Origin of the sequence: Rudaea sp. (genome assembly GCF_036560865.1) — a bacterium.
Lineage (GTDB): Bacteria > Pseudomonadota > Gammaproteobacteria > Xanthomonadales > Rhodanobacteraceae > Rudaea.
The window spans coordinates 1-21,293 of record NZ_DATBQK010000005.1; the positions used below are offsets into that span (position 1 = coordinate 1).

The following is a 21,293-nucleotide window of genomic DNA, read 5'->3' on the forward strand; positions in this document are numbered from 1 at the left end:
GGCTTCCACTCGCCTGCGGCGAGCGGGTCACTTTTCTTTGTGTGCCCAAAGAAAAGTAACCAAAAGAAATGCACCCCCGATGCCGCGCTCGCAGGATGAAGCCCTGCGAGTGCGCAAGGTCACGCAGGGGTTCGCTTGACGTACGTCCCTATACGTTCGCGAACTGACGCGCATCCTGCGCGTCATCCTCACGGACTTTTCCCGCGTGCCCTCGCCGCAGCAAAGGGGGCCCGGATCAAGCAAAGGCAATGCAAACACATCGCAGATATATAAGCGCAGTCCATGGATGGACGGGTTAGCGGAATCCGGCGCCTTTCGCGGTGCCGAGCATCGCAGGCTGCGGCGGAATTGCCCCAACGGGCGCGCGCAGGAGGCGCGTGCGTGAGCGAATGTACATGGATGTACATCAAGCGAACCCCGTCGTAGCCGAGAAGCACAGGGTATTCTGATTCGCACGACGCGAATCTGAACACCGCGTCAGGCGCCTAGCCTTTTGGTTACTTTTGCGCACTGCGCCGCAGGAGCGGCGCGAACGGCGACAGCTGGCCGCGGAGCGGCGAAGGGCAGGATGCCCGGAGTCATGGCAAAAGTAACTCGCTCGCCGCAGGCGAGTGAAAGCTTTTGCTTCTAAAGTCAAACAGCAAAGCGAAGACGCTGGATTACACGCGGCTCCTGCCGCGTGCCCTGCGGGCCATTCGCTGCGCGAATGTTCGCTCCAGCATCCTGCCTACGCAGTCCGGCTTTCGCCGGAATGACGAGCAAGGAACGAGGAGCAAACACCATCCCCACCCAACCCTCCCCTTGAAGGGGAGGGCTACCCCGCCGCACGCCGGTATGACGGGCAAAGAACAGCCGGCTAAACCCAGTCGCGCGGCCTGAGATACTCGATCAATCGCCCCTCGGGCGAATCAGCCTCCGGCGCGTAGCCATACTCAAAGCGCACGCGCGGCGGCAGCGACATCAGGATCGATTCGGTGCGTCCGCCGGATTGCAGGCCGAACAGCGTGCCACGGTCGTAGACCAGATTGAACTCGACGTAGCGGCCGCGCCGATACAGCTGAAATTCGCGTTCGCGTTCGCCGAACGCGGTATTTTTTCGCTTCTCCACAATCGGCAGGTAGGCATCGGCAAAGCCGTTGCCGACCGCCTGCAGGAAGGCAAAGCTGCGTTCGAATCCGTCGGCATTCAGATCGTCGAAGAACAGACCGCCGATGCCGCGCGTTTCGTTGCGGTGCTTGAGGAAGAAATACTCGTCGCACCATTTCTTGTACTTCGCGTACACATCGGCGCCGAACGGCGCGCACAGATCGCGCGCGATGGTGTGCCAGTGCACGACATCTTCATCGAACGGATAGTACGGCGTCAGGTCGAAGCCGCCGCCGAACCACCACACCGGCGGCGCATCGGCGGCGCGCGCCTCGAAGTAGCGCACGTTCATATGCGTGGTTGGCACATACGGATTTTGCGGATGCAGCACGAGCGAGACGCCAAGCGCAATCCACGCGCGTCCGGCAAGCTCTGCGCGATGCGCCGTCGCCGCGGCGGGCAACTGGCTGCCTTCGACGCGCGAGAAGTTCACTCCGCCCTGCTCGAATACCGCGCCGTTCTTCATCACTCGCGAACGTCCGCCGCCGCCTTCGGCGCGCTCCCACGTGTCTTCGGCGAAGCGCGCGCTGCCATCGGCCTGCTCGATCGCGGCGCACAAGCGATCCTGCAGGTCGCGCAGCCAGGTTTCGACGAGAGCGACAGAATGGTTTGCTTCAGCGTCCATTGGGAAGAGTGCGGCGGAATCGGATGCGCGATCATAGCGCGCCGCGCGTCGATTGATTGCGGGGCTTCACGGCGCAAACCTATACTGTGCCCAAGTTTGTCCTCTTGGGCGTATCGCTCGCTTGCCAGCCCGGATCCAGCCGCTTGCCATCACCGCCTTCACCGCTACCTGTGCCGCCGGGCGCGGGACGCAGGCGCTCGCGCGCGCGCTGACCACGGGCAAAAGTGGATTAGTACAGAATTCGTTCACCCGCCAGGCGCTCGCCTGCTGGATCGGCCGCGTCGCCGGACTCGAGGACGGCGCACTGCCGGCCGGGCTGGACGAGTGGGACTCGCGCAACCACCGTCTGGCCTGGCTGGGCTTGAATCAGGATGGCTTCCGCGAACAGGCGCTGGCGCTGCGCGAACGCTACGGCGCGGCGCGGGTCGCGCTCGTGCTCGGCACGTCAACCTCGAGCATCGGTGAGACCGAACGCGCCTATCGCGAACTCGCACAGGGTCATTTCTCCGCTGCGCAGCGCCGCTCAAAAGTGCACGAGCCGCATGCGCTCGGCGCGTTCGTGCAGACTGTGCTGGGTTTGCGCGGACCCTGCCTCACGCTCGCCACCGCGTGTTCGTCGAGCGCGAAAGTGTTTGCCAGTGCCGAGCGGTTGTTGCGCGCGGGTATCATCGATGCCGCTATCGTCGGCGGTGTGGATACCTTGTGCGACAGCGTGCTGTTCGGCTTCAACGCGCTCGAACTGGTTTCGCCCGAGCCGTGCCGGCCGTTCGATGCGCAGCGCTCGGGGTTGTCGCTCGGCGAAGCGGCGGGGTTTGCGATCCTCGAACGCACCGACGGGCAAAAATCGTCGCCGCAACTGATCGGCTACGGCGAATCGAGCGACGCGCATCACATGTCCGCACCGCACCCGCAGGGACTCGGCGCACAACGCGCGCTCGACGATGCGCTCGCGCGAGCCGGCGTCACCGCGGATCAGGTCGATTACATCAACCTGCACGGCACGGCGAGCCGGCAGAACGATGCGGTCGAAGCCGCATTGATCGCGGCGCGATTCCCCGCGCGCACGCGCGCGAGTTCGACCAAGGGCTGGACCGGACACACGCTCGGCGCCGCGGGCATCGTCGAAGCGGTGATCACCCTGCTCGCGCTCGAACGTGGCTTGCTGCCGGGCACCTTGAATGCACGCGAACTCGATGCCGTCTGCGGGCCGCAGATCGTGCTCGACAATATCGCTATCGAAGATCCCGAACGCGATCTGCGTATCGCGCTGTCCAACTCGTTCGGCTTCGGTGGCAATAATTGCTGCCTCGCGTTCGCGCGCGCGGCGGCAGCGTGAACGGCGTGCTCGACATCGCGATCGAGGGCATCGGTCTGTGCGCTGCGGGTTTGCCGGACTGGGAAACCGGAGCCAAGCTGCTCGCCGACACTGGTGCGATCATCGCCGATGCGACCGTGCGCCCCGTGCCTTCGCTGCTGGCGCCGAACGAGCGCCGCCGCGCACCCGAGTCGGTGCTGCTCGCGCTCGCCGTCGCCGAACAAGCCTGCGCGATGGCGCAGCGAAATCCGCGTGAGCTGCCCAACGTGTTCGCATCGGCGTATGGCGACCTGGCGATCAGCGACTATCTGTGCGCGACGCTGGCGCACGCACCACTGGAATTGTCGCCGACCCGTTTTCACAACTCGGTGCACAATGCGCCGGCCGGTTACTGGACGATCGCGACCGGTTGCATGGCGACATCGAGCGCGATCAGCGCCGGCGCGGCGACATTCGGCGCGGGGCTGCTCGAAGCGGCGCTGCTCGCGCAAAGTGAATCGACGCCGGTACTGTTCGCTGCATTCGATATCGCCGCAAGCGGTCCGCTGGCCGACGTGGTCGCGTGCCGCAACGCCTTCGCCGTCGCCTTTGTGCTTGCGCCCGGCGCGATCGCGACGAAGGCGCCGCGCCTGCGCTTGCATCTGCGCGATGCTGCTGCACCCGGACTTGCGCCGCCGCCCGCACGCATGCACGCTTTGTTCGCGGCCAATCCGGCCGCCGCGAGCCTGCCCCTGCTCGCGGTGCTCGCACGGCGCGAGCCGGTCGCGCTTGACCTGGCCGCGTCGCCGCATTCTTATCTGCATATGGAGATTTCGTTTTGATCGAGCAGAACGCTCAAATCCAGCAAGCCGGTGCGCCGCAACCGCTGTTGCATCGGGCTGGCGTCGTCGTGATTCCGGCGCTGAACGAGGAGCGCGCGATCCGCGATGTGGCGCTCGATGCGCTGCGCTATTGCGAAAAAGTCATCGTCGTCGACGACGGCTCCAGCGACCGCACCAGCGAGGTCGTCGCCGATCTGCCGCTCGAGCGCATCCGCCACGCGACGCCGCAAGGCAAGGCGCTGGCGCTACGCGATGGTTTTACGCGCGCGCTCGAAAATGGCTGCGATGGCGTGCTGACGATGGACGGCGACGGCCAGCATGCCGCCGCCGATCTGCCGCGTCTGCTCGCCGCGGCGAAGCAGTACCCCAACCATATCGTCATCGGCGCGCGCCTGCTCGGCAAGGATGCGCAGCCGGGCAAGAACCGGTTCGGCAATCGCGTAGCGGATTTTTTCGTCTCGTGGACCTGCGGCCAGCGCATCGCCGATACGCAAAGCGGCCAGCGCTATTACCCGCGTGCCGTGGTCGAACTCGCGCTCACCCTGCCGCACGACGGTTTCGTGTTCGAAAGCGAGATTCTGATCGAAGCGGCCAACCGCGGCATCCGCACGGTCTCGGTGCCGATCCACTCGCGTTACGAGGACGACCGCCGCGCCAGTCACTTCAAGCCGATTCGCGACGTCGCGCGGATCACGCGCATGATCGCCGGTCGCCTGATCCCGCACGGCATGATGCCAGGCAATTACCGGCGCGCGCATTCGACGCCGCCGATCATTGTCGATCCGGGCAACGCCGCTTAGTCGGCGCGGCGCACAACGGGATGTTCTGCTTGGCGACCTCAGTGCCCCGTTGACGTCGTTGCAGCCGGTGCGGACGTTGCCGATCCGGGCACCGGCAGCCCGACCTTTTTGCAGAACGCCGCGAAGCGCGGATCGTTGTGCAACGCCGGGAAAATGAACGGGTCTTCATAAACTCCTGTCACGCCCGGATCGTGGACCTGCAGTGCGTGATCCATCCACGCGAACGCCTGATCGGCGTCACCACGATAGGCGTAATACAGCACGATGTTCGTGGGCGATGCCCCGGCGTCCAAACGGATCATCTCCTTGAGCTGAACGTCGGCATTTTCCTGGTCCCCGCGCATGGAATAGGCCATGGCTAGCGCGGTGCGGCGATTGGAGCCCGGCGACTCGGCCTGTGCTGCAGCCAAGGCCTGATCGGCTTGGCCACGAATGACGTAAAGCATGCTCAGGAACGCGTGATAGCCCGAGGCCGTGGGTTGCAGGTCGATTGCGCGTCGCATTTCGACCTCGGCTTCGTCCAGCCGACCGAGCGTGAGAAGGAACTGGCCGATGTAGAAATGGTAGGACGCATTCAACGGTTCCAGCAGAAGCACCTTGCGCATCATTGCAACCGATTCGTCCAGGCGTCCGAGGCATCCGCGCACGTCGGCCAGCTGGTACAAGGTCTCGGGGTTGGCAGGGTCCAGGGCCACCGCTTTCTTGAGAGTCGCTTCGGCAGCTGGAATATCCAGATCGGACCAGGCTTGGGTGACGCCGAGCGCGCCTTGCGCCACGGCCAGTCGAGGATTGAGTTCGACCGCCTTGCGCGCGTTGGAGCGTGCGAGCACCGCAGTCGACTCGCGCTCTGCGAGGCTGTCGACCGTCCAGTCGATGAACCACTGCTCGGCAATCGCCAGCCGCGCATAGGCCAGCGCGTATTCCGGATCGAGTTTGATCGCCTGTTGGTAGTATTCCACTGCCTTGAAGTAATCCTCGCGATTGCGGCGATCGGCGTAAAACCGCCCTTGCAGCAGCGCGTTGTAGGCATCGAGATTGCCACTCGGCGGCTTGTCGGTGGCTTCGATGGACTTGCCAAGCAAGGTGGTCTTCAACGCCCCGGCCACCGAGGTAGCGATCTCGCTTTGCACGGCGAAGACATCCTTCAGCTCACGGTCGTAGGTCTGCGACCACAATTGGCTGCCGTCGGTGGCATTGATCAGTGACGCCACGATGCGTATCTGGCCGCCCAGCTTGCGCACCGTACCTTCGAGCAACGTGGCCACGCCGAGTTTCAGACCGATGGCGGCGTTGTCGTCCTGCTGTTTGCCGCGGAACTGGAACGACGAATTGCGCCCGATCACCTTGAGGTCGTGCACTTGTCCCAACGCGGAAATCAGTTCCTCGGACAGACCGTCGGAAAAATAATCCTGTTGCGGATCGCCGCTTTCGTTCACCAGCGGCAGCACGGCGATGGATTTGTCCGGAATGGCCGGGTGCAATTGTTGCCGCGTGGTCGCGACAATACCGATCAACAGGCCGATCACGGCGAGCCCTGCGGCGATGGCGAACTTGCGTTCGCGCCGCACCCAGTACTCAAGGCGTTGCAGTGGATTGAGCGGTCGCGCCGCGACCGGGTGGCCATCCACGAACGCCGCGAGATCGTCGGCCATGGCACCGGCGCTTGCATAGCGACCCGCGGCGCTGCGCGTCAGGCACTTGTCGAGGATCGCTTCCAGATCGCGCGGCAGGGTTGGCACGAGAGCGCGTGCTCGCGGCGGTGTGCCGTCGCGCACCAACTTCAGTGTCTCCTGTGGCGTCTGCCCAAGAAACGGCGGTTGGCCGGTAATGAGTTCGTACAACATCGCACCCAGGCCCCACACATCGGTGGCTGGGCTGACCTGTCCGCCCAGCGCCTGTTCGGGTGCCATGTAGCTCGGCGTGCCGCTGACTCCATCGGTGGTGACCGCGAGTTCGCGTTGCATGCGACGCGCGAGACCAAAGTCGGCCACGTGTGGAACGCCGTCTTCGTCGATCAGCACGTTGGCGGGCTTGAGGTCCAGATGCAGCACGCCCAAGTGGTGCGCATACTCGATTGCGCGGGCGATCGGAACCATGAGTGCGGCGGCCTGCGCAGGTTCCAGCCGGCCTGCGCGCCGCCGCAGATCGGCCAGCGTCTCACCGCGCACCAGACGCATGCTGTAGAAATGCCGGTCCTCGACCGTGCCGACCTCGTGGATCGCCACGATGTTCGGATGTTGCAGGCGCGCGGCGTTCTGCGCTTCTTCGCGAAAGCGGTCTGTGAAGTTCCTCGTCGCCCATTGGGCCGACAGCACCTTCACCGCCACTTCGCGGTCCAGGCTCACCTGACGGGCGCGATAGACCACGCCCATGCCGCCTTCGCCGAGGGTTTCGTGCAGTTCGTAGTCGCCAAGCTGGCGTTGCGCATGCTCCAGTCCCAGATCGAGCGTAGCGTTGTGCACGGCAGGAGAGCTAGTCTCACCGGCCACCGGCACCTGCCCAGGCGTTTCGCTTACCGGCGGATTGATCACACCGTTTGCCCCCTGCACGTTGCGCGGCATTTCACGCCACATCGCCCGCGATTACAAGTGGTGTTGCAGCGAACCTTCGCGTTGCCTGATTTCAACGATAGAAAGTCCGGCAAGCCGGCAGCGGTAATCGACAAACCGGGCCGGTCTTCGCCCGTCGCGGAGCATCGGTTATGGTAAGGTCCAGTCAGCGCCCTTGCGTGTTGCTACTGGCCGGGCCAAGCGCGCTCAAGGGAGTGAACATGCGGGTCATGGTGCGTGCGACCTGGGCGCTGGCGCTGGCAGCACTGGGAGCGACGGCGCAGGAAACAACCAGTACCACTGCCGCTGGAGCTGCGGGCGACAGCGCTACCGCGCAGCTGGAAAAGATAGCGGTGACGGCGCGTCGCCGCGACGAGCCCTTGCAAGACGTGCCGCTGTCGATCAGCGTGCAAGATGCGGCCGAGTTGCAATCCCGCGGCGCGGAAGATATCAGCGCCTTGGGGGCTGCGACACCCAACCTCACGATCTATCGCGCGCGCGCATTCAACGGCACCGTCACGGCCTATATTCGCGGCATTGGCCAGTTCGATCCGGTGTGGGGAGATGAGCCGGGCGTCGCGATCTACGTGGACGATGTGTACTTTGCGCGACCGCAAGGAGCGTTGCTGGACATCCTCGATATCGAACGCGTCGAGGTGCTGCGCGGTCCGCAAGGGACGTTGTACGGGAAGAACGCGATCGGTGGTGCGATCAAGGTCATCACGACTCCGTTGGACGATGCCTACTCGGGTAGCGTCACGCTCACGGCGGGCGATTACTCGCGCCTTGATGCCAAAGCGATCGTCAACATTCCGCTCAGCGAACAGTGGCGCATGCGCGTTGCGCTGGGCAGTTTCAATCGCGACGGTTTCGGCAAAAACCTTGTGACTGGCAAGGATGTCAGCGCGAGGGATGCGACCGTGGCGCGCATCACCTCGGAATGGCTGCCCAACGACGACATCAACGTGCGCCTGGCCTATGACAACTATCGCGATCGTTCCGGCGTGATCGGCGACAAACGGCTCGCGGTCAACCGGTTCGATCCGCTGCATACTCCTCCGAACAACAACAATTACGACGTCCAGAGCGACACGCCGGACGTCGACAAACTCGATGACGAAGGCGCCTCGGCGACGGTCGACTGGAAACTCGACGACCACCTTCGACTGAAGTCCATCACCGCATATCGCGACGGCAAGTCCACCAGCCTCCTCGACTTCGACACGCTACCGCTGCCGATCCAGAAACTCGATCGCCGCTTTAACGACTCGCAAACCTCGCAGGAATTCCAACTGCTCTGGGACGGCGATCGCGATCAGGTCGTCAGTGGTCTGTATTACTTCGACGGTCCGGCTGGCGGCACGGGTAACGTGAGCACTTTCGGCAAGACATTCCAGTCCACGTACGGCGTGGTGAGAACGCGCAGTGCAGCCCTCTACGGCGACCTGACCCACGAGTTCACCGAGAAGCTTGGCGTGGAAGTGGGGCTGCGTTACACCAGCGAGCGCAAGACCGCCACCATAGTCAATCAGGACTATGCCGACGCCGCGTACACCTTGCCCCTTGGAGCGGCAAATACGGATTTGACCGATTCAAAGACTTTCAGCGCATGGTCGCCGCGCATCAGTCTCTCGTACAAGCCCAGCGATTCGGCAATGCTGTATGCGCAAGCCAGCCGCGGCTTCAAGGGCGGAAGCTACAATATCCGCGCGAACACGGCGGCCTTTCCCGAGTCCGGGCATCCGCTCGACCAGGAATCCGCGACCTCCCTCGAAATCGGCGCCAAGACACAGTGGGCGGGCGGGCGTTACACGCTGAATGCCGCGATCTTCAACACCAAATACAACAATATCCAGCTGAGCGTAAACACCCCCTACGACAGCAATGGCGATGGCATCGATGACAGAAACTTTGTCGACTTCAAGAACGCCGGCTCCGGGACCATTCGTGGAGCCGAACTCGAACTGTCCGCACGAACGGGCAGTTACCTGACGTGGCTCGGACACGTCGGCTATCTCGACACGCGCTATGACAAATTCATCAGCGCGGGGGTGGACATCTCCCGCGACCAGCGTTTCACCAACGCGCCACGCTGGACTGCCGGTGCCAGCGCCGTCGTCGATATTCCGCTGCCGTCGGGCTCGCTGAGCGCGCGCATCGACGGCAACTATCAAAGCAAGGTGTACCCCACCACAGACTTGAACGAACAGATTGCCCAGGACGGTTATACGTTATGGAACGCATCGCTCACTTGGCGTTCGCCGGGGCAGGACTGGCAGGTGGAATTGATCGGACACAATCTCTCTGACAAAGCCTATCGCACGACCGGCTTCGCGCTGCCCACTTTCGGCATCCTCACGGCCGAGTACGGTCCGCCGCGCACGCTGGCGCTTGCGGCCACGTATTTCTTCTGACGTCAGACACTGGCAACTCGATTCAAGCTTTTACAGTTGCATTGAGATTCGGTTTCTCACCTGCCTGAAGGGAGCGCTTCACTTCTCCTCCCCCTTCAAGGGGGAGGCCGGGAGGGGGATGGTGGTGAACGGCCACATACAAGCAACACCATCCCCACCCAACCCTCCCCTTGAAAGGGAGGGCTCAAGGGCACGCACGGATTCGACCCGTCTACTGGGTGGCGACGGCCGGAAACTTCATGCGCTCTACGAGCGCCTGAAAGCGTGGCTGCGTGCGCAGGTTGTTCCAGTTCTGGTCGACTTGGAGGTGGGACATGCGGACAGCGCGTTCGTCATAGCCGCGTTCGAGAAGCGTAAGCGCCTCGTCGGTATTTCCCAATGAGTTGTACACGGCGGCGATGCTCGTTGCGGGCATATAGCCGGCGCGGTCCCGGGCCTCCATGTCGTTAAGGATCTGCTCGGCCGCACCGCGGTCGCCGGACAGGACAAACGCCTGCGCGAGAATGGTGAGGACCTGGCTGCAGTCTGCGCAGATTTCTCGCGCGCGGCGCAGGTCGGCGAGCGCGCCGGCGAGATCGCCCTTCTGCATCAGGCTGAAACTGCGGGCACGCAGGGCGATCCAGAAATCAGGCTCCAGCTCCAGGGCTTTCTCGTAGCCCTGTCGCCCCTCGCCCGGCTTCCCTGAGGATTCGATGACTTGGGATGCGACCGTGTTGATCAAGGGATTTAACGGATCCAGCGCTATGGCCTGACGCGCGTGAAGCACCGCCTCGTCGTAGCGACCGGCGTCTCTGAGCAATTGCGCATAGGCCATATGCGCTTGCGCCAGGCTGGGGTTGAGCTCGATCGCATGCTTGAGGGATGTTTCCGCGCCAGCCCAATCCCAGTCGTACCAGAACTGGATGAAACCCTGCGAGTAATAAGCCTCGGCCGAGTTCGGCGCAATGGTCAGCGCCTTTTTTACCGCGGCCGCGCCCAGCGGAAAAACCTTTCTCGGTTCTTGGTCGCCCACCATCGCCATTGTGCGATAGACCGCTGCCATGCCGGCGTACGCGCTGGCGCAAGTCGGGTCGAGATCGATCGCGCGGCGGAACGCCGTCAACGCCTCCTGCATCCGCGCCGCCGTAGGCCGGTCCAGCTGATAGCGGCCGGTGAGGTAGGCACGATAGGCCTCCGCATTGGCGCCGTCGCAGGGACTGCGGTCAGGCGCCGCGCTGAACTTCACCGCCAGTGCCGAAGTGATTGCCGTCGCGATGTTGTCTTGAAGGGTAAACACACGATCGATCTTTTCGTCGAACGTGCCGCTCCAGACTGCGCTGCCGTCACGCACCGCCAGCAACCGTGTGCTGACTCTTACGACGTCGCCGTTACGTTGAAAGGACCCATCGACGACGTAGTTGGCGCCAAGTTGGCGTCCCGCGTCGAGTGGGTCCCGTGTCGGTCCGGCAAACCGCTGGCTGGAACTCAAGGAACGCACAAGCAAGGTAGTTGAATTGCTGATACGCGCGATCAGGGTATCGGCAAGTCCGAGCTCGATCAGTTCGTCGTGTGGCTCCGATGAGAGTGAGCGAAACGGCAACACCGCCAAGGCCGCTTGCGATGAAGCCTGCGCGGCCGGCGCGTCGTGCTGTCGCAAAGCCACCAGCGCGAACAGGGCCAACGCGATTAGCAATGCGCCAAGCAGGATCGCCCACCGCCAACGCGGCGCGACCGGCGCGACGGGCGTATTGGATGCAGCTTCGAGCGCCGGCACCTTGTCCGCACGCAGCTCGGCGACGAAGCGATAGCCACGTCCGGGCACGGTGACGATGTAGCGGTGATCGCCGGCGCTCGCACCGAACGCGGCGCGCAAAGCCGAGATGGCCTGGGTCAGGTTGTTTTCCTCGACAACGCGCCCGGCCCAGACACTGGCGAGCAGTTCGTCCTTGCTGACGACCCGGTGCCGGTTCTCGATGAGGAAGCACAGCGTGTCGAACGCCTTCGTGTTCAACGCAATCGCCGGCCCGGCACCGTCACCACCGCGCAACTCGCGGGTCAGGGTGTCGAGGCAGAACGAATCGAACTGGTAGCGGCGATCGGGCGCGTCGGACATGGCTTCCCATGGTTTCACGAAGCCAACTCGGGGACAAGCAAGCGGCGCCAACCGGCAGCGCAATCCAGAAAACCGGAATTCTGTTTAGCGTGCGATTGGTCCAGATGCGTGCACTGTCAGCCGGGCGGCACTGAGGAAACCCGCATGGGCGTTGGGTTTCAGAAGATTTCAGTTTTTTTCATGAAATCAAATGGACTGTCCGGTGGCGGCGGTACCAATCTCCGGGCGCCCTTCGCCGCTCATGGCCAAGGACGCATCAACCACAAGGAGATTTGCCATGTACCTGAAGACCTCACTGCTAGCCATCGCCATGTTCGCCTGCGCCACCACAATCGCCAGCGCGACCCCTTCCACCAGTGGTGCTTTGCCTGTCCCCGCCAACCGCATCGCCGGCCTGTGGAGTGTCCAAGCCGACGTAAGCGAGTGCAACGGCGGCCCGATAAAGCAGCATGCAATCACGACCCTCCTGTTCCACGCGGGCGGAACAGTCACCGAGAATCCCAGGTTCCCGCCGCAGGGCGCACCCAACGTGTACGGCGTGCTCGGGACCAATCAGCGCACCTTTGGGATGGGGACGTGGTCGTACGACCCGGCCACCCAGGCGTACGCGCTGCACCTGCAGTTCGATTGGTACGTCAACGGTACCTACAACGGGTACCAGACAGTCGATCGCGAAATCATCCTGAGCACCGACGACCAGCATGCCTCCGGCCCGGTGCACACCGTTCGCTATCGCCTTGACGGCAGCACGGTCGTCGACCTGTGCGGCGCCGTTACGGAATCGGATCGCCTGTAGGCGACGAGCCCGCCTGGCGGGTCCCTGCGCTGAGTCGCGGGAAAACCCGCCAGACCATTTTCTCAATAAGGAAATTGCCGTGACGAATCAAGCGAAAAACGTGCTGAATGGAGCTGCAGCGCAAACGAAGTGGTGTGCCGTGCTGCCTCTGCTCGCAGTGCTGCTCCTGACTGGCCTCGTGGCTCCCGCAGTCAGGGCGCAACCGGCACAGCCGCTGACCATTTCCCTGCAGCTGGCCAGCCTGCCCAGGACGATGACGCTGTGCCGCGATCCCAGCCTGATCCCCATTTCGCATGCGGTTATAGAACACTTCTGGACCACGATTATCGGTGATGACCCGGTGGGTGGTGCCTTGCAGGTAGAGATCTACTCACAGCCTCAGAGCGCCGGCTGCAAGCCGCACGAAGTCCCAACCGAGGCTGCGTTGACAGCCACGGTTTTCAGATACTGGTATGGCAACGATTGGGGGGGCCCGGAACTCGACGGCGCGCTGCAGCAGTTCAATCTGGACTTCACCAACGCCGCGATGGTGATGCGGCTCGATCCATCGCAGCCGCTGGTCGCGGCGCTATCGCCTGCTTCCCCAATCTGGGCGTCCACCATTTTCCCAGTTTCATCGGACCGATATATCAGGGATGACATCGCCCCCTTCGCGCGCGGAGTTGGTACGGTGCACGTCAGCGATCCGCCCAATGACCTTTTGGACTGCACGGGATCCTGTCTCGCGGCAAACACGATGCACGACCTGATCGGCATTACGGTAGCGGGTGCAAACGCGCAAACATCGAATGCCGGAGGTGCCTGGGTTCCCACCGGCAGTCTCAGCACGCCCCGCTTGAGCCACACCGCAACCTTGCTGGCCAATGGCAAGGTGTTGGTCGTGGGAGGAGTTCCCAGTGGCACTCTGCCTACCCCTGTCCTCGACAGTGCTGAGTTGTATGACCCGGCGACAGGGCTTTGGAGTGCCGCTGGGCATATGTCGACCGCCCGATTCGGGCATATCGCGGTGGCACTACCCGACGGCAGGGCACTAATTGTTGGTGGGTACAACTACGACGGTGGTTATGCGTTGGATAGCGCGGAGATTTACGATCCGGTCGACAGCATCTGGAAGGCCGCCGACAAACCCAGCGTTGCGGTCGGCTCCTTTGGCAGCGCAACGCTACTGCGAAATGGCAAGGTCCTGGTGGTCGAAGGCGACGTGATTGAACTGTACGACCCGATCACGGGCAAGTGGAGTCTTACGGGTGGTCTGCACACAGGGCGCTTGTACCACTCCGCAACCTTGCTGGCCGATGGTCGAGTGCTCGTCGCGGGAGGGGAAGATATCAGCGCCGATTCTATTGATGAACTTTCCAGCGCGGAAATTTATGACCCGGTCAGCGAGAAATGGAGCTTCACCGGTAGTCTCAATGAGTTCCGCTCCGACCACAGTGCCGCCTTGCTGCGCAACGGCAAAGTACTGATCGCAGGTGGCGCAACGACCAACCAAGCGGGAGTCTTCATAGTAAACAACCCGGAACTCTATGATCCTGCAACGGGCACGTGGAGCGTTCTCGACGATGGCAAACACCAATCCTTTGATCTGACTGCTTCGACCACGACGGCCCTGCTGAATGGCACCGCGCTGCTACTGGGCGGCAGCAATTTCTCCGGCCCGCCGCTGCGGGGAGCCAACGAGCTGTACGATCCTGCCACGCCCCAGTGGACCGATGCAGCGAGTTCGGATATCGATCGCTATTACGGAACAGCGACATTGCTGCCGAACGGCCAGGTTCTCGTCGCTGGAGGCGAGGACAGCAACAATGGAATTCTCAACAGCGCCGAACTCTACACCCCCCCATTCGGCATCGACTCGACCTTCACCGGCTCCTGGTACGACCCTGCGCAAAGCGGGCACGGCATCGTCCTCGAAGTGTTGCCTGGCAATCAGGTCGCCGCGACCTGGTACGCATTCAATCCGGCTGGCGATCAACAGGCATGGTTCAGCGGCGTCGGCAGCTATAGCGGCAACACGGCAACGATTGCCAACGTCGTGCAACCCACCGGCGGACGCTGGATTCCGAATTTCAATCCGACATCCATCGTGCGCAATCCGTGGGGCACTCTCACGCTCACCTTCACCGACCACAACCACGGCACGGTGAATTTCAGTTCGGTGAACGGCTACGGCAGTGGCAGCATGAATCTCACGCGCCTGACGCAAGCGGCTGCACAAACCACTCAGGTCAGTCCGCCGTCCACCATCGGTCCTGCGTTCACCGGCAGTTGGTACGACCCGGCGCAGAGCGGACACGGTCTGATGCTTGAAGTACTTTCCGGCAACAGCATTGCGGCGACCTGGTTCGCGTTCGACGCCACTGGCGGTCAACAAGCCTGGTTCAGCGGCGCCGGAACCTACAGCGGCAACACCGCAACCATCGCCAACCTGGTCCAGCCGAGCGCAGGTCGCTGGATTCCAAACTTCAATCCGAATGCGATTATTCGCGATCCTTGGGGCACGCTGACCTTCACCTTCAGCGACTGCAACCACGGCAGGGTGGATTTCAATTCCGGACTCGGCTACGGCAGCGGCAGCATGCAGCTGACGCGATTGACGCAACCGGCTGGCCTCACCTGCCCATAATCGCTGATCCCAACGCACGCCGGCCACAGCAGCCGGTGTGCGTCCGTCGTTGTCGAGAGCAACTATTTTTTCAATCAGGGCCGCGGACGATACTTCCGGACCATGACAGTGCCGTAGCGGCGCGCCAGAGTGCACCACGCCAATACGGCAAACCGATGAGGTGCATGTCATGCGCAGAATCGTCGTACTCGCGAGCGGCCTTGCGCTTGCGCTGTCCGGTCACGCCGCTGACATCGCCGGGCGCTGGCAGGGCAGCGCGCAGATTCCGGGATTGCCGCTGCAGCTGACGGTCGACCTCGACCGCGATGCGTCCGGCAACTGGGTCGGATCGATCATTATTCCCGAACTGGCGATGAAGGGCCAGCCGCTGATGGACATCGCCGCGCACGACGCTGCTGTTGCATTCGCGATCAAGGGCGCACTCGTCGAGGCGAAGGCGGAGCCGGCGAAATTCGAGGCGCAGCTGGATTCCGACGCCACGATGCACGGCAGGTTCACCCAGGCCGGCAACAGCGCGCCCTTCACACTCAAGCGCATCGGCCCGGCACAGGTCGACCTGCCGCCGCGAAGCACCGCGGTGGCGAAGGAGCTGGAGGGCCAGTGGGTCGGCGAGTACGAATTGATGGGCTATCCGCGCCACGTGACGGTCACGTTCACCAATCACGAAGGCGCGCCGGCCAGTGTCGAATTCGTCATCGTCGGCAAGAAGCACAACGATCTGCCGGTGGACTTCGTCAACCAGAGCGAGGGCATCGTGCGCATCGAATCGCACGAGATCGGCATCAACTTCGAAGGGCGCCTGCGGCCCGGCAGCAGCGAGTTGGCCGGAACCTACGAGCAAGGGCCGATCGAATTGCCACTGGTGCTGCATCGTCCGAACGGGAGCGGCCAATGAACGTCTCGATGATTGCTTCGCTGACTCTCGCCGTTGCCTGCGCCACGTCCGCTGCGGCGGCACCGATGTTCCGCGGCGACGCCGCGCATTCCGGCGTATCGACCGGCAAGGCTCCGCACGCATTCCATCGCGTCAAATGGCAGTTCCCGACCGGCGCGCGCATCGTATCCTCGCCGGTCATGCAGGATGGAGTGGTCTGGTTCGGCAGCGATGATGGCAACATCTACGCCGTCGATGCGGGCACCGGTCGCCAGCTGTGGGCGCACCAGACCGGTGGCCCGGTCGCAGCAACGCCCGCGATCGCCAACGGCCTGCTCTACGTCGGCAGCGGCGACGGCAAGTTCTACGCGCTCAATGCCAAGACCGGTGCGACCAAATGGAAATTCGCAACCGCCGGCGAACGCCACTTCGAAGCGCCGGGCATCCATGGCCTGCAGCCGAAGGCCCAGATGATCCCCGACAGCTACGACGTCTACGGATCGAGCCCGGTGGTCGCCGGCGGCAGCGTCTTCTTCGGCAGTGGCGATCACAACATCTATGCGCTCGACGCCGTTTCCGGAGAGCTACGCTGGAAATTCGCGACCGGCGATGTCGTGCACGCCTCGCCGGCGCTTGCCGACGGCGTCGTCTACGCCGGCAGCTGGGACAGCTACTTCTATGCGATCGATGCCGCAAGCGGAAAAGAGAAGTGGCGCTTCCACGGCGGCGAGGATGCGCTGGTCCACAATCAGGTCGGCTTCCAATCCTCGCCAGCGATTGCCGACGGTATCGTCTACACCGGCTGCCGCGATTCGAACCTGTACGCGATCGACGCCGCGACCGGCAAGGAGAAATGGCACGTCAACAACAATGGCAGCTGGGTCATCTCCTCGCCGGCGGTGGTCAACGGGAACGTATATTTCGCCACATCCGATTCGAGCCTGTACCAGGTAGTCGACGCACTGACCGGCAAGCCAGTGCTGCAGCAGGTGGACAAGTCATTCATCTTCTCCTCGCCGGTAGTCGCCGGCGACATCGTGCTGCTCGGCATCACCAACGGATCGTTGCAGGCGCGCGACCGAACCAGCGGCAACGTGCTCTGGGAATTCCAGACCGAGGGCTCGAAACAGAACCCCGGCTGGGTGCTGACCGCCGATCGCCATCTCAACAACTCGCTGCTGTTCCGGACCCGGTCGTACGAAGCGACGGTCGTGGCGGCGACACGCCTGCAAGGTGTCGGTGCGATCTTCTCGACACCACTGGTCGGCGATGGCGTGGTCTACGTCGGCAGCACTGATGGCAATCTCTACGCGATCGAGTAAGCCGCGCCGCGCGCGCGTCGTCGATTCGCCGGACTGTGGGTCCGGCGCGATCAGGTGTTGCGGAAAGCGCCGCTGCTCGTAGCACATTGCTTGCGCCGGCGCATTGTCGGGAAAGGCACTCTGCCTCAGTTACCGCTCTGACTCCGCTCCGGCATAGGGGACCGAGGTAACTATTTCATCATCGATGGCGCGTAGCGCCAGAGCGACCGGCTTGTGGAAACACTCCGCTTAATTTTCTCCGTCCCTTTTGCTGACCCCGTTTCTTGCTAAGCATTCACAAACAGGACTAATGACGACTTTTTTTCTTACGTTTTTATCTTTTACATTCATATAATTAGGATGACTAATGCTTCAAAATACAGTTACCTTCTTGCAAAATTGAATAACTCGAGGCTTGAAAGTGACTATTTCGCACCTATGTCTCTACGGACTTATTCAAGGGAGGGTCAAGTGAACACGACGGAAGCCCTTTTGAAAGGGATACTGGCTACGGTGGGCCGCACTGCGTTTCCGCCCGAAGCCCTCTACAAAATCGTCGCGCCCACCGCTGGGAGCGACAAGCAGATTCTCGCCTACAATCTTTGCGACGGGGAAACGCCCCAGACCGAAATCAGCAAGAAGGCCAACTTGGATCCCGGGAGTCTAAGCCGGTCTATAGCCAAATGGGTCGAGGCTGGCGTCGTCATCCGCGCCGGTGGCGATCACCTGCCATTGCACCTTTATCCGTTGATCAAGGCGCTCATCAAAACCGAAAAAAAGGCAGGCTGACACAATGGCCGACGACATCTCTCAGAAGCTCGACATCCTCATCAAACTGCAGGCCGCCGCTCTCACCGCCTCGATAGAGTCCTCCAAGGACAAAATCCTATTCTTAGCCAAGGCTGGCCTACGCCCGATTTTGATAGCCGAAATCGTTGGCACGACGGTCAATCATGTGAACGTTACCCTGTCTAAAGAACGGAAACCGACGAAGGGGAAATGAACGCCATGGAAAACACAACCATTGAGTCGCTCGCCGAGGAATTGCGCGCCGTCAAAATGCTCCTCATCCTGCAAGCCTTGGCCGTCGGCTGTCAGCAAAAGCACGTCGCAGCAGCGCTCGGCGTCAGTGACGCCACGCTCAGCCGTATGTTCCCCAAGGGGTTTGCTAAGGAGATTGCCAAGATTGCGGACCGCCAAAGCAGCTCCATCGGAGAGAGATGATGACCGAAGATCAAGCTAGTGCAATTCTCAAAGAACTGGAGATGCTGCGCAAACTGAAAATGATTGAGTTCTTCGATCGGGGCTACTCTCAGGCACAGCTCGCGCAGGTCTTGGGCGTGAGCCAGCCGACCATCAGCCGCATGGTGCCAAAAGTTTCGCCGAAGAAGGTCTAGACCCTATGAAAACCAGAACATCGGTCGTCGACTGGTCAGGCAATTACGAGGAGAACTGCATCCAGCTGGGCAAGCATCTCGGCAAGAACAAGATTCGCCGTAAGCTCTTCGATGCCATCTATGGCCGCGGCTCCAAACCACGCTCTAAAAAGCAGATGATGGCTGCAGTTGGGCTCAACGGCCGCCACAGCCAGCAAGCGCAAAACCAGCTCGACTATCTCGCCCGCTGCGGTCTGATCGTGAGCGATGACAACGACGGATCCGTCGAGGACGGGAGCCGCTACGTTTACAGCAAAGAACTAAACGTCCGCGCGCACCGGAGAGACATCGTCAAATACGCAGACAAGCCCGCGCTCGCCAAGGGCGTGCCCACCAAACGCAATACGTTTGTTAAAGTCGTCGGCGTGAGAACTGTTACGCGCAGCACCTTGCGGCGCAAGAAGCAGCTCAACGTGCTTTACTCGACGGCGAGCCCCAACGGCAAGAAGCCGCTGCGGGTTGATGCAGAAATGCGCCAGGTTCAAGAAGCGGTGCGCGGTTCCCGCCTGCGCGACAACATTGCGCTTCATTACCGACCCGCGGCCGACTTGAAATCCATCATGGACGGTCTTAACGACCTCGCGCCCGGCATCGTCCATTTCTCTGGACACGGCGACAGCGGTGGTATTGCCGTGGACCATGCCAAGGTTAGGCGTCCTTCAGGCAAAGTTGTTACGTTTGGGCTCCTCGCCAACGCTGTCGCTGCGGTTGACGCGCCGCCGCAGGTCATTGTCCTCAATTCCTGCCATAGTGCCGGCGCAAAAAAGGCCTTTCTCCCGCCCGCTCGGGCGGTCATCGCGATGGGAGACTCGATCAGCGATTTGGCGGCAACTGCGTTCGCCGCTCAATTCTACGCGGCGGTCGCGGCAGGGCAGTCGCTGAAAGCAGCCTTTGCTCAGGGCGTTGTCGCCATCAAGTATGTGTCACTGAACGAAGCTAAGACGCCTCAGCTCATTCTTGCCGATGGCGTCAACGCGGCGAAAGTCTTCTTGGCCTAAAAGTCAGAATACAGTTTCCTCAGGGCAGGACGCCCTCAAGGCACTTCTGACCCAATGTTCTCGGCCGCAGGCTGCACAATCGCAGCTGCGGTCGCTCCATTGGCCACCGAGCGCGCGGTGCAGGTCGACTACGTTGGTGAGGCGCGCCAAACGCATCGACACCTAGGTCAGTTGGGCGTCGCGTTCGAAGCAGCAGCCGTGGGACTGATGGGCGAGGGAGAGGGGATTTTTTTGGCGCGCCCGGAGGGATTCGAACCCCCGACCTACAGCTTCGGAAGCTGCCACTCTATCCAGCTGAGCTACGGGCGCGTTCGCATATTTTCGCATGAATCCGTGCATGCCGTCGTGACGGGCTTTCCGACGCGCCGCGGATAATCCTCTATTATGGCGTCGGCAAAACCGCTCGCTCCAAGAAGCCGATGGATATCTTCAAGGTCTTCCACATCGAAGCCGCGCACCGCCTGACCGGCGTTCCCGCGACGCACAAATGTGCGCGTTTGCACGGGCATTCGTTCCGCGTCGAAGTGCACCTGTCGGGCGAGCTTGATCCGGTCGGTGGATGGGTGATGGATTTCGCCGATGTGAAGAGCGCGTTCGCGCCGATCTTCGATCAACTCGACCATCGCTACTTGAACGATATCGCGGGACTCGAAAATCCAACAAGCGAGCGCCTAGCCCAATGGATATGGGCTACGCTGAAGCCGCGACTGCCTTTGTTGAGCCGCATCGTCGTGCACGAAACCTGCACTGCCGGCTGCATCTACACGGGTAGCTGAAGGCTTGTTTGCAGCGCTTGACGCTGCGCATAAACCGGCATAAATCGTGGCCCTTGGCGGGCAAATCCAGGGGGCAAATTCTGCCCAAAAACATTTATGTTGCAATGCACCAAATCCTGCGCTATAGTGGCTGTCACTAACAACCCACCCTATATTGAGGCCACCACCATGTCCGAATATTTCAATACCCAAGCCATTGCTCTTTCCAAGAGCTTCACCGACGCCGCGTTCAAAGCCCACACCCTCGCGATCGAAGGTCTGGAGCGCGTCACCAATCTGCAGCTCAAGGCTGTGGAAAACCGCGTTGCCGCGACGGTCGACTTTTTCTCCGAAGCCGCTGAAATCCGCGATTTCGACGGCCTGAAGGCAATCTGGCCGAAGGGCGTCAACCTGGTCAAGGAAAGCGCCGAGAAGATGTATGCCAGCAATCAGGAAGTGTTTGGCGTCACCGTCAAGACCAGCGAAGCGCTGAGCCAGGTTGCCAAGGGCAGCTTCGAAGTGGCCAACGACAGCTTCAAGAAGCAGGTCAGCGCCGCGACCACCGATTTCACCAAGCAGGTGAATGCGGCCGCGAAGAAGGCCAAGTAATTCCGTTAACTCCTAATTCCCAATAGCGGAATCGCGCTGCGGCAATCCTCCCTCCCCTTTGTATTCCGCAGCGTTTGTTTGGCCGGATGGTTTTCCATCCGGCCTTTTTATTTTCGGTCGCGCGCAATCGCGTCAC

At 62.0% G+C, this 21,293-nt stretch carries 18 protein-coding genes and 1 tRNA gene; 15 read left to right on the plus strand and 4 right to left on the minus strand.

The annotated features are described in order from the left end of the window. Window positions 1-856 precede the first annotated feature (856 nt). Window positions 857-1,771, minus strand: a complete 915-nt coding sequence (gene hemF, locus VIE67_RS00610) for an oxygen-dependent coproporphyrinogen oxidase (protein WP_332022288.1) — start codon at window positions 1,769-1,771, stop codon at window positions 857-859. A 121-nt stretch (window positions 1,772-1,892) separates the two neighbouring features. Here hemF and VIE67_RS00615 point away from each other — a divergent pair, with 121 nt between their 5' ends. Genes VIE67_RS00615 through VIE67_RS00625 form a run of 3 tightly spaced genes read left to right on the plus strand, consistent with a single transcriptional unit; the run spans window position 1,893 to window position 4,707 of the window. Then, window positions 1,893-3,107 (plus strand): beta-ketoacyl-[acyl-carrier-protein] synthase family protein, encoded by a 1,215-nt coding sequence (locus VIE67_RS00615; RefSeq protein ID WP_332022289.1) that lies wholly within the window; start codon window positions 1,893-1,895, stop codon window positions 3,105-3,107. Next, the gene (locus tag VIE67_RS00620; protein WP_332022290.1) at window positions 3,071-3,907 is read left to right on the plus strand and encodes a beta-ketoacyl synthase chain length factor; all 837 of its coding nucleotides are present in this window, start codon (window positions 3,071-3,073) and stop codon (window positions 3,905-3,907) included. Before VIE67_RS00615 ends, VIE67_RS00620 begins: the two co-directional genes overlap by 37 nt. Next, on the plus strand, window positions 3,904-4,707 hold the full coding sequence (locus VIE67_RS00625) for a glycosyltransferase family 2 protein (RefSeq protein ID WP_332022291.1): 804 nt from the start codon (window positions 3,904-3,906) through the stop codon (window positions 4,705-4,707). The genes VIE67_RS00620 and VIE67_RS00625 overlap by 4 nt, the downstream gene beginning before the upstream one ends. A gap of 38 nt (window positions 4,708-4,745) precedes the next feature. On the opposite strand, the gene VIE67_RS00630 is transcribed toward VIE67_RS00625, so the two are convergent. Beyond that, complete coding sequence (locus VIE67_RS00630; RefSeq protein ID WP_332022292.1) at window positions 4,746-7,280, minus strand: protein kinase domain-containing protein; 2,535 nt, start codon at window positions 7,278-7,280, stop codon at window positions 4,746-4,748. 197 nt (window positions 7,281-7,477) lie between these two features. On the opposite strand from VIE67_RS00630, the gene VIE67_RS00635 reads away from it, so the two are divergent. Beyond that, the gene (locus VIE67_RS00635) at window positions 7,478-9,670 is read left to right on the plus strand and encodes a TonB-dependent receptor (protein ID WP_332022293.1); all 2,193 of its coding nucleotides are present in this window, start codon (window positions 7,478-7,480) and stop codon (window positions 9,668-9,670) included. Between the two features lie 211 nt (window positions 9,671-9,881). Here VIE67_RS00635 and VIE67_RS00640 read toward each other — a convergent pair whose 3' ends face one another. Continuing rightward, on the minus strand, window positions 9,882-11,762 hold the full coding sequence (locus VIE67_RS00640) for a winged helix-turn-helix domain-containing protein (RefSeq protein WP_332022294.1): 1,881 nt from the start codon (window positions 11,760-11,762) through the stop codon (window positions 9,882-9,884). 277 nt (window positions 11,763-12,039) lie between these two features. Here VIE67_RS00640 and VIE67_RS00645 point away from each other — a divergent pair, with 277 nt between their 5' ends. From VIE67_RS00645 to VIE67_RS00685, 9 genes are all read left to right on the plus strand, one after another. After that, window positions 12,040-12,558, plus strand: a complete 519-nt coding sequence (locus tag VIE67_RS00645; protein ID WP_332022295.1) for a hypothetical protein — start codon at window positions 12,040-12,042, stop codon at window positions 12,556-12,558. A gap of 79 nt (window positions 12,559-12,637) precedes the next feature. Then, complete coding sequence (locus VIE67_RS00650; RefSeq protein WP_332022296.1) at window positions 12,638-15,184, plus strand: Kelch repeat-containing protein; 2,547 nt, start codon at window positions 12,638-12,640, stop codon at window positions 15,182-15,184. Window positions 15,185-15,353: 169 nt separating this feature from the next. Then, window positions 15,354-16,079, plus strand: coding sequence for a hypothetical protein (locus VIE67_RS00655; RefSeq protein WP_332022297.1), 726 nt, complete (start codon window positions 15,354-15,356; stop codon window positions 16,077-16,079). Further along, complete coding sequence (locus tag VIE67_RS00660; RefSeq protein ID WP_332022298.1) at window positions 16,076-17,380, plus strand: BamB-related PQQ repeat family beta-propellar protein; 1,305 nt, start codon at window positions 16,076-16,078, stop codon at window positions 17,378-17,380. The genes VIE67_RS00655 and VIE67_RS00660 overlap by 4 nt, the downstream gene beginning before the upstream one ends. Before the next feature lie 450 nt (window positions 17,381-17,830). After that, window positions 17,831-18,148 carry an Lrp/AsnC family transcriptional regulator gene (locus VIE67_RS00665; RefSeq protein ID WP_332022299.1) on the plus strand — a complete coding sequence of 106 codons (318 nt, stop codon included), beginning with the start codon at window positions 17,831-17,833 and terminating at the stop codon, window positions 18,146-18,148. A 4-nt stretch (window positions 18,149-18,152) separates the two neighbouring features. Further along, a complete protein-coding gene (locus VIE67_RS00670) occupies window positions 18,153-18,362 on the plus strand; it encodes a hypothetical protein (RefSeq protein WP_332022300.1) in 210 nt (69 codons plus the stop codon). Beyond that, the gene (locus tag VIE67_RS00675) at window positions 18,359-18,583 is read left to right on the plus strand and encodes a hypothetical protein (RefSeq protein WP_332022301.1); all 225 of its coding nucleotides are present in this window, start codon (window positions 18,359-18,361) and stop codon (window positions 18,581-18,583) included. The genes VIE67_RS00670 and VIE67_RS00675 overlap by 4 nt, the downstream gene beginning before the upstream one ends. Beyond that, window positions 18,583-18,756: a helix-turn-helix domain-containing protein gene (locus tag VIE67_RS00680; protein WP_332022302.1), complete on the plus strand. Its 174-nt coding sequence runs from the start codon at window positions 18,583-18,585 to the stop codon at window positions 18,754-18,756. The genes VIE67_RS00675 and VIE67_RS00680 overlap by 1 nt, the downstream gene beginning before the upstream one ends. A 5-nt stretch (window positions 18,757-18,761) precedes the next feature. Further along, the gene (locus VIE67_RS00685; protein WP_332022303.1) at window positions 18,762-19,793 is read left to right on the plus strand and encodes a CHAT domain-containing protein; all 1,032 of its coding nucleotides are present in this window, start codon (window positions 18,762-18,764) and stop codon (window positions 19,791-19,793) included. Window positions 19,794-20,025: 232 nt separating this feature from the next. Here the strand turns inward: VIE67_RS00685 and VIE67_RS00690 are convergent. Then, window positions 20,026-20,102, minus strand: a tRNA-Arg gene (locus VIE67_RS00690). Between the two features lie 110 nt (window positions 20,103-20,212). On the opposite strand from VIE67_RS00690, the gene queD reads away from it, so the two are divergent. After that, a complete protein-coding gene (gene queD / locus VIE67_RS00695) occupies window positions 20,213-20,569 on the plus strand; it encodes a 6-carboxytetrahydropterin synthase QueD (protein WP_332022304.1) in 357 nt (118 codons plus the stop codon). 168 nt (window positions 20,570-20,737) lie between these two features. Further along, window positions 20,738-21,157: a phasin family protein gene (gene phaP, locus VIE67_RS00700; protein WP_332022305.1), complete on the plus strand. Its 420-nt coding sequence runs from the start codon at window positions 20,738-20,740 to the stop codon at window positions 21,155-21,157. Window positions 21,158-21,293 lie beyond the last annotated feature (136 nt).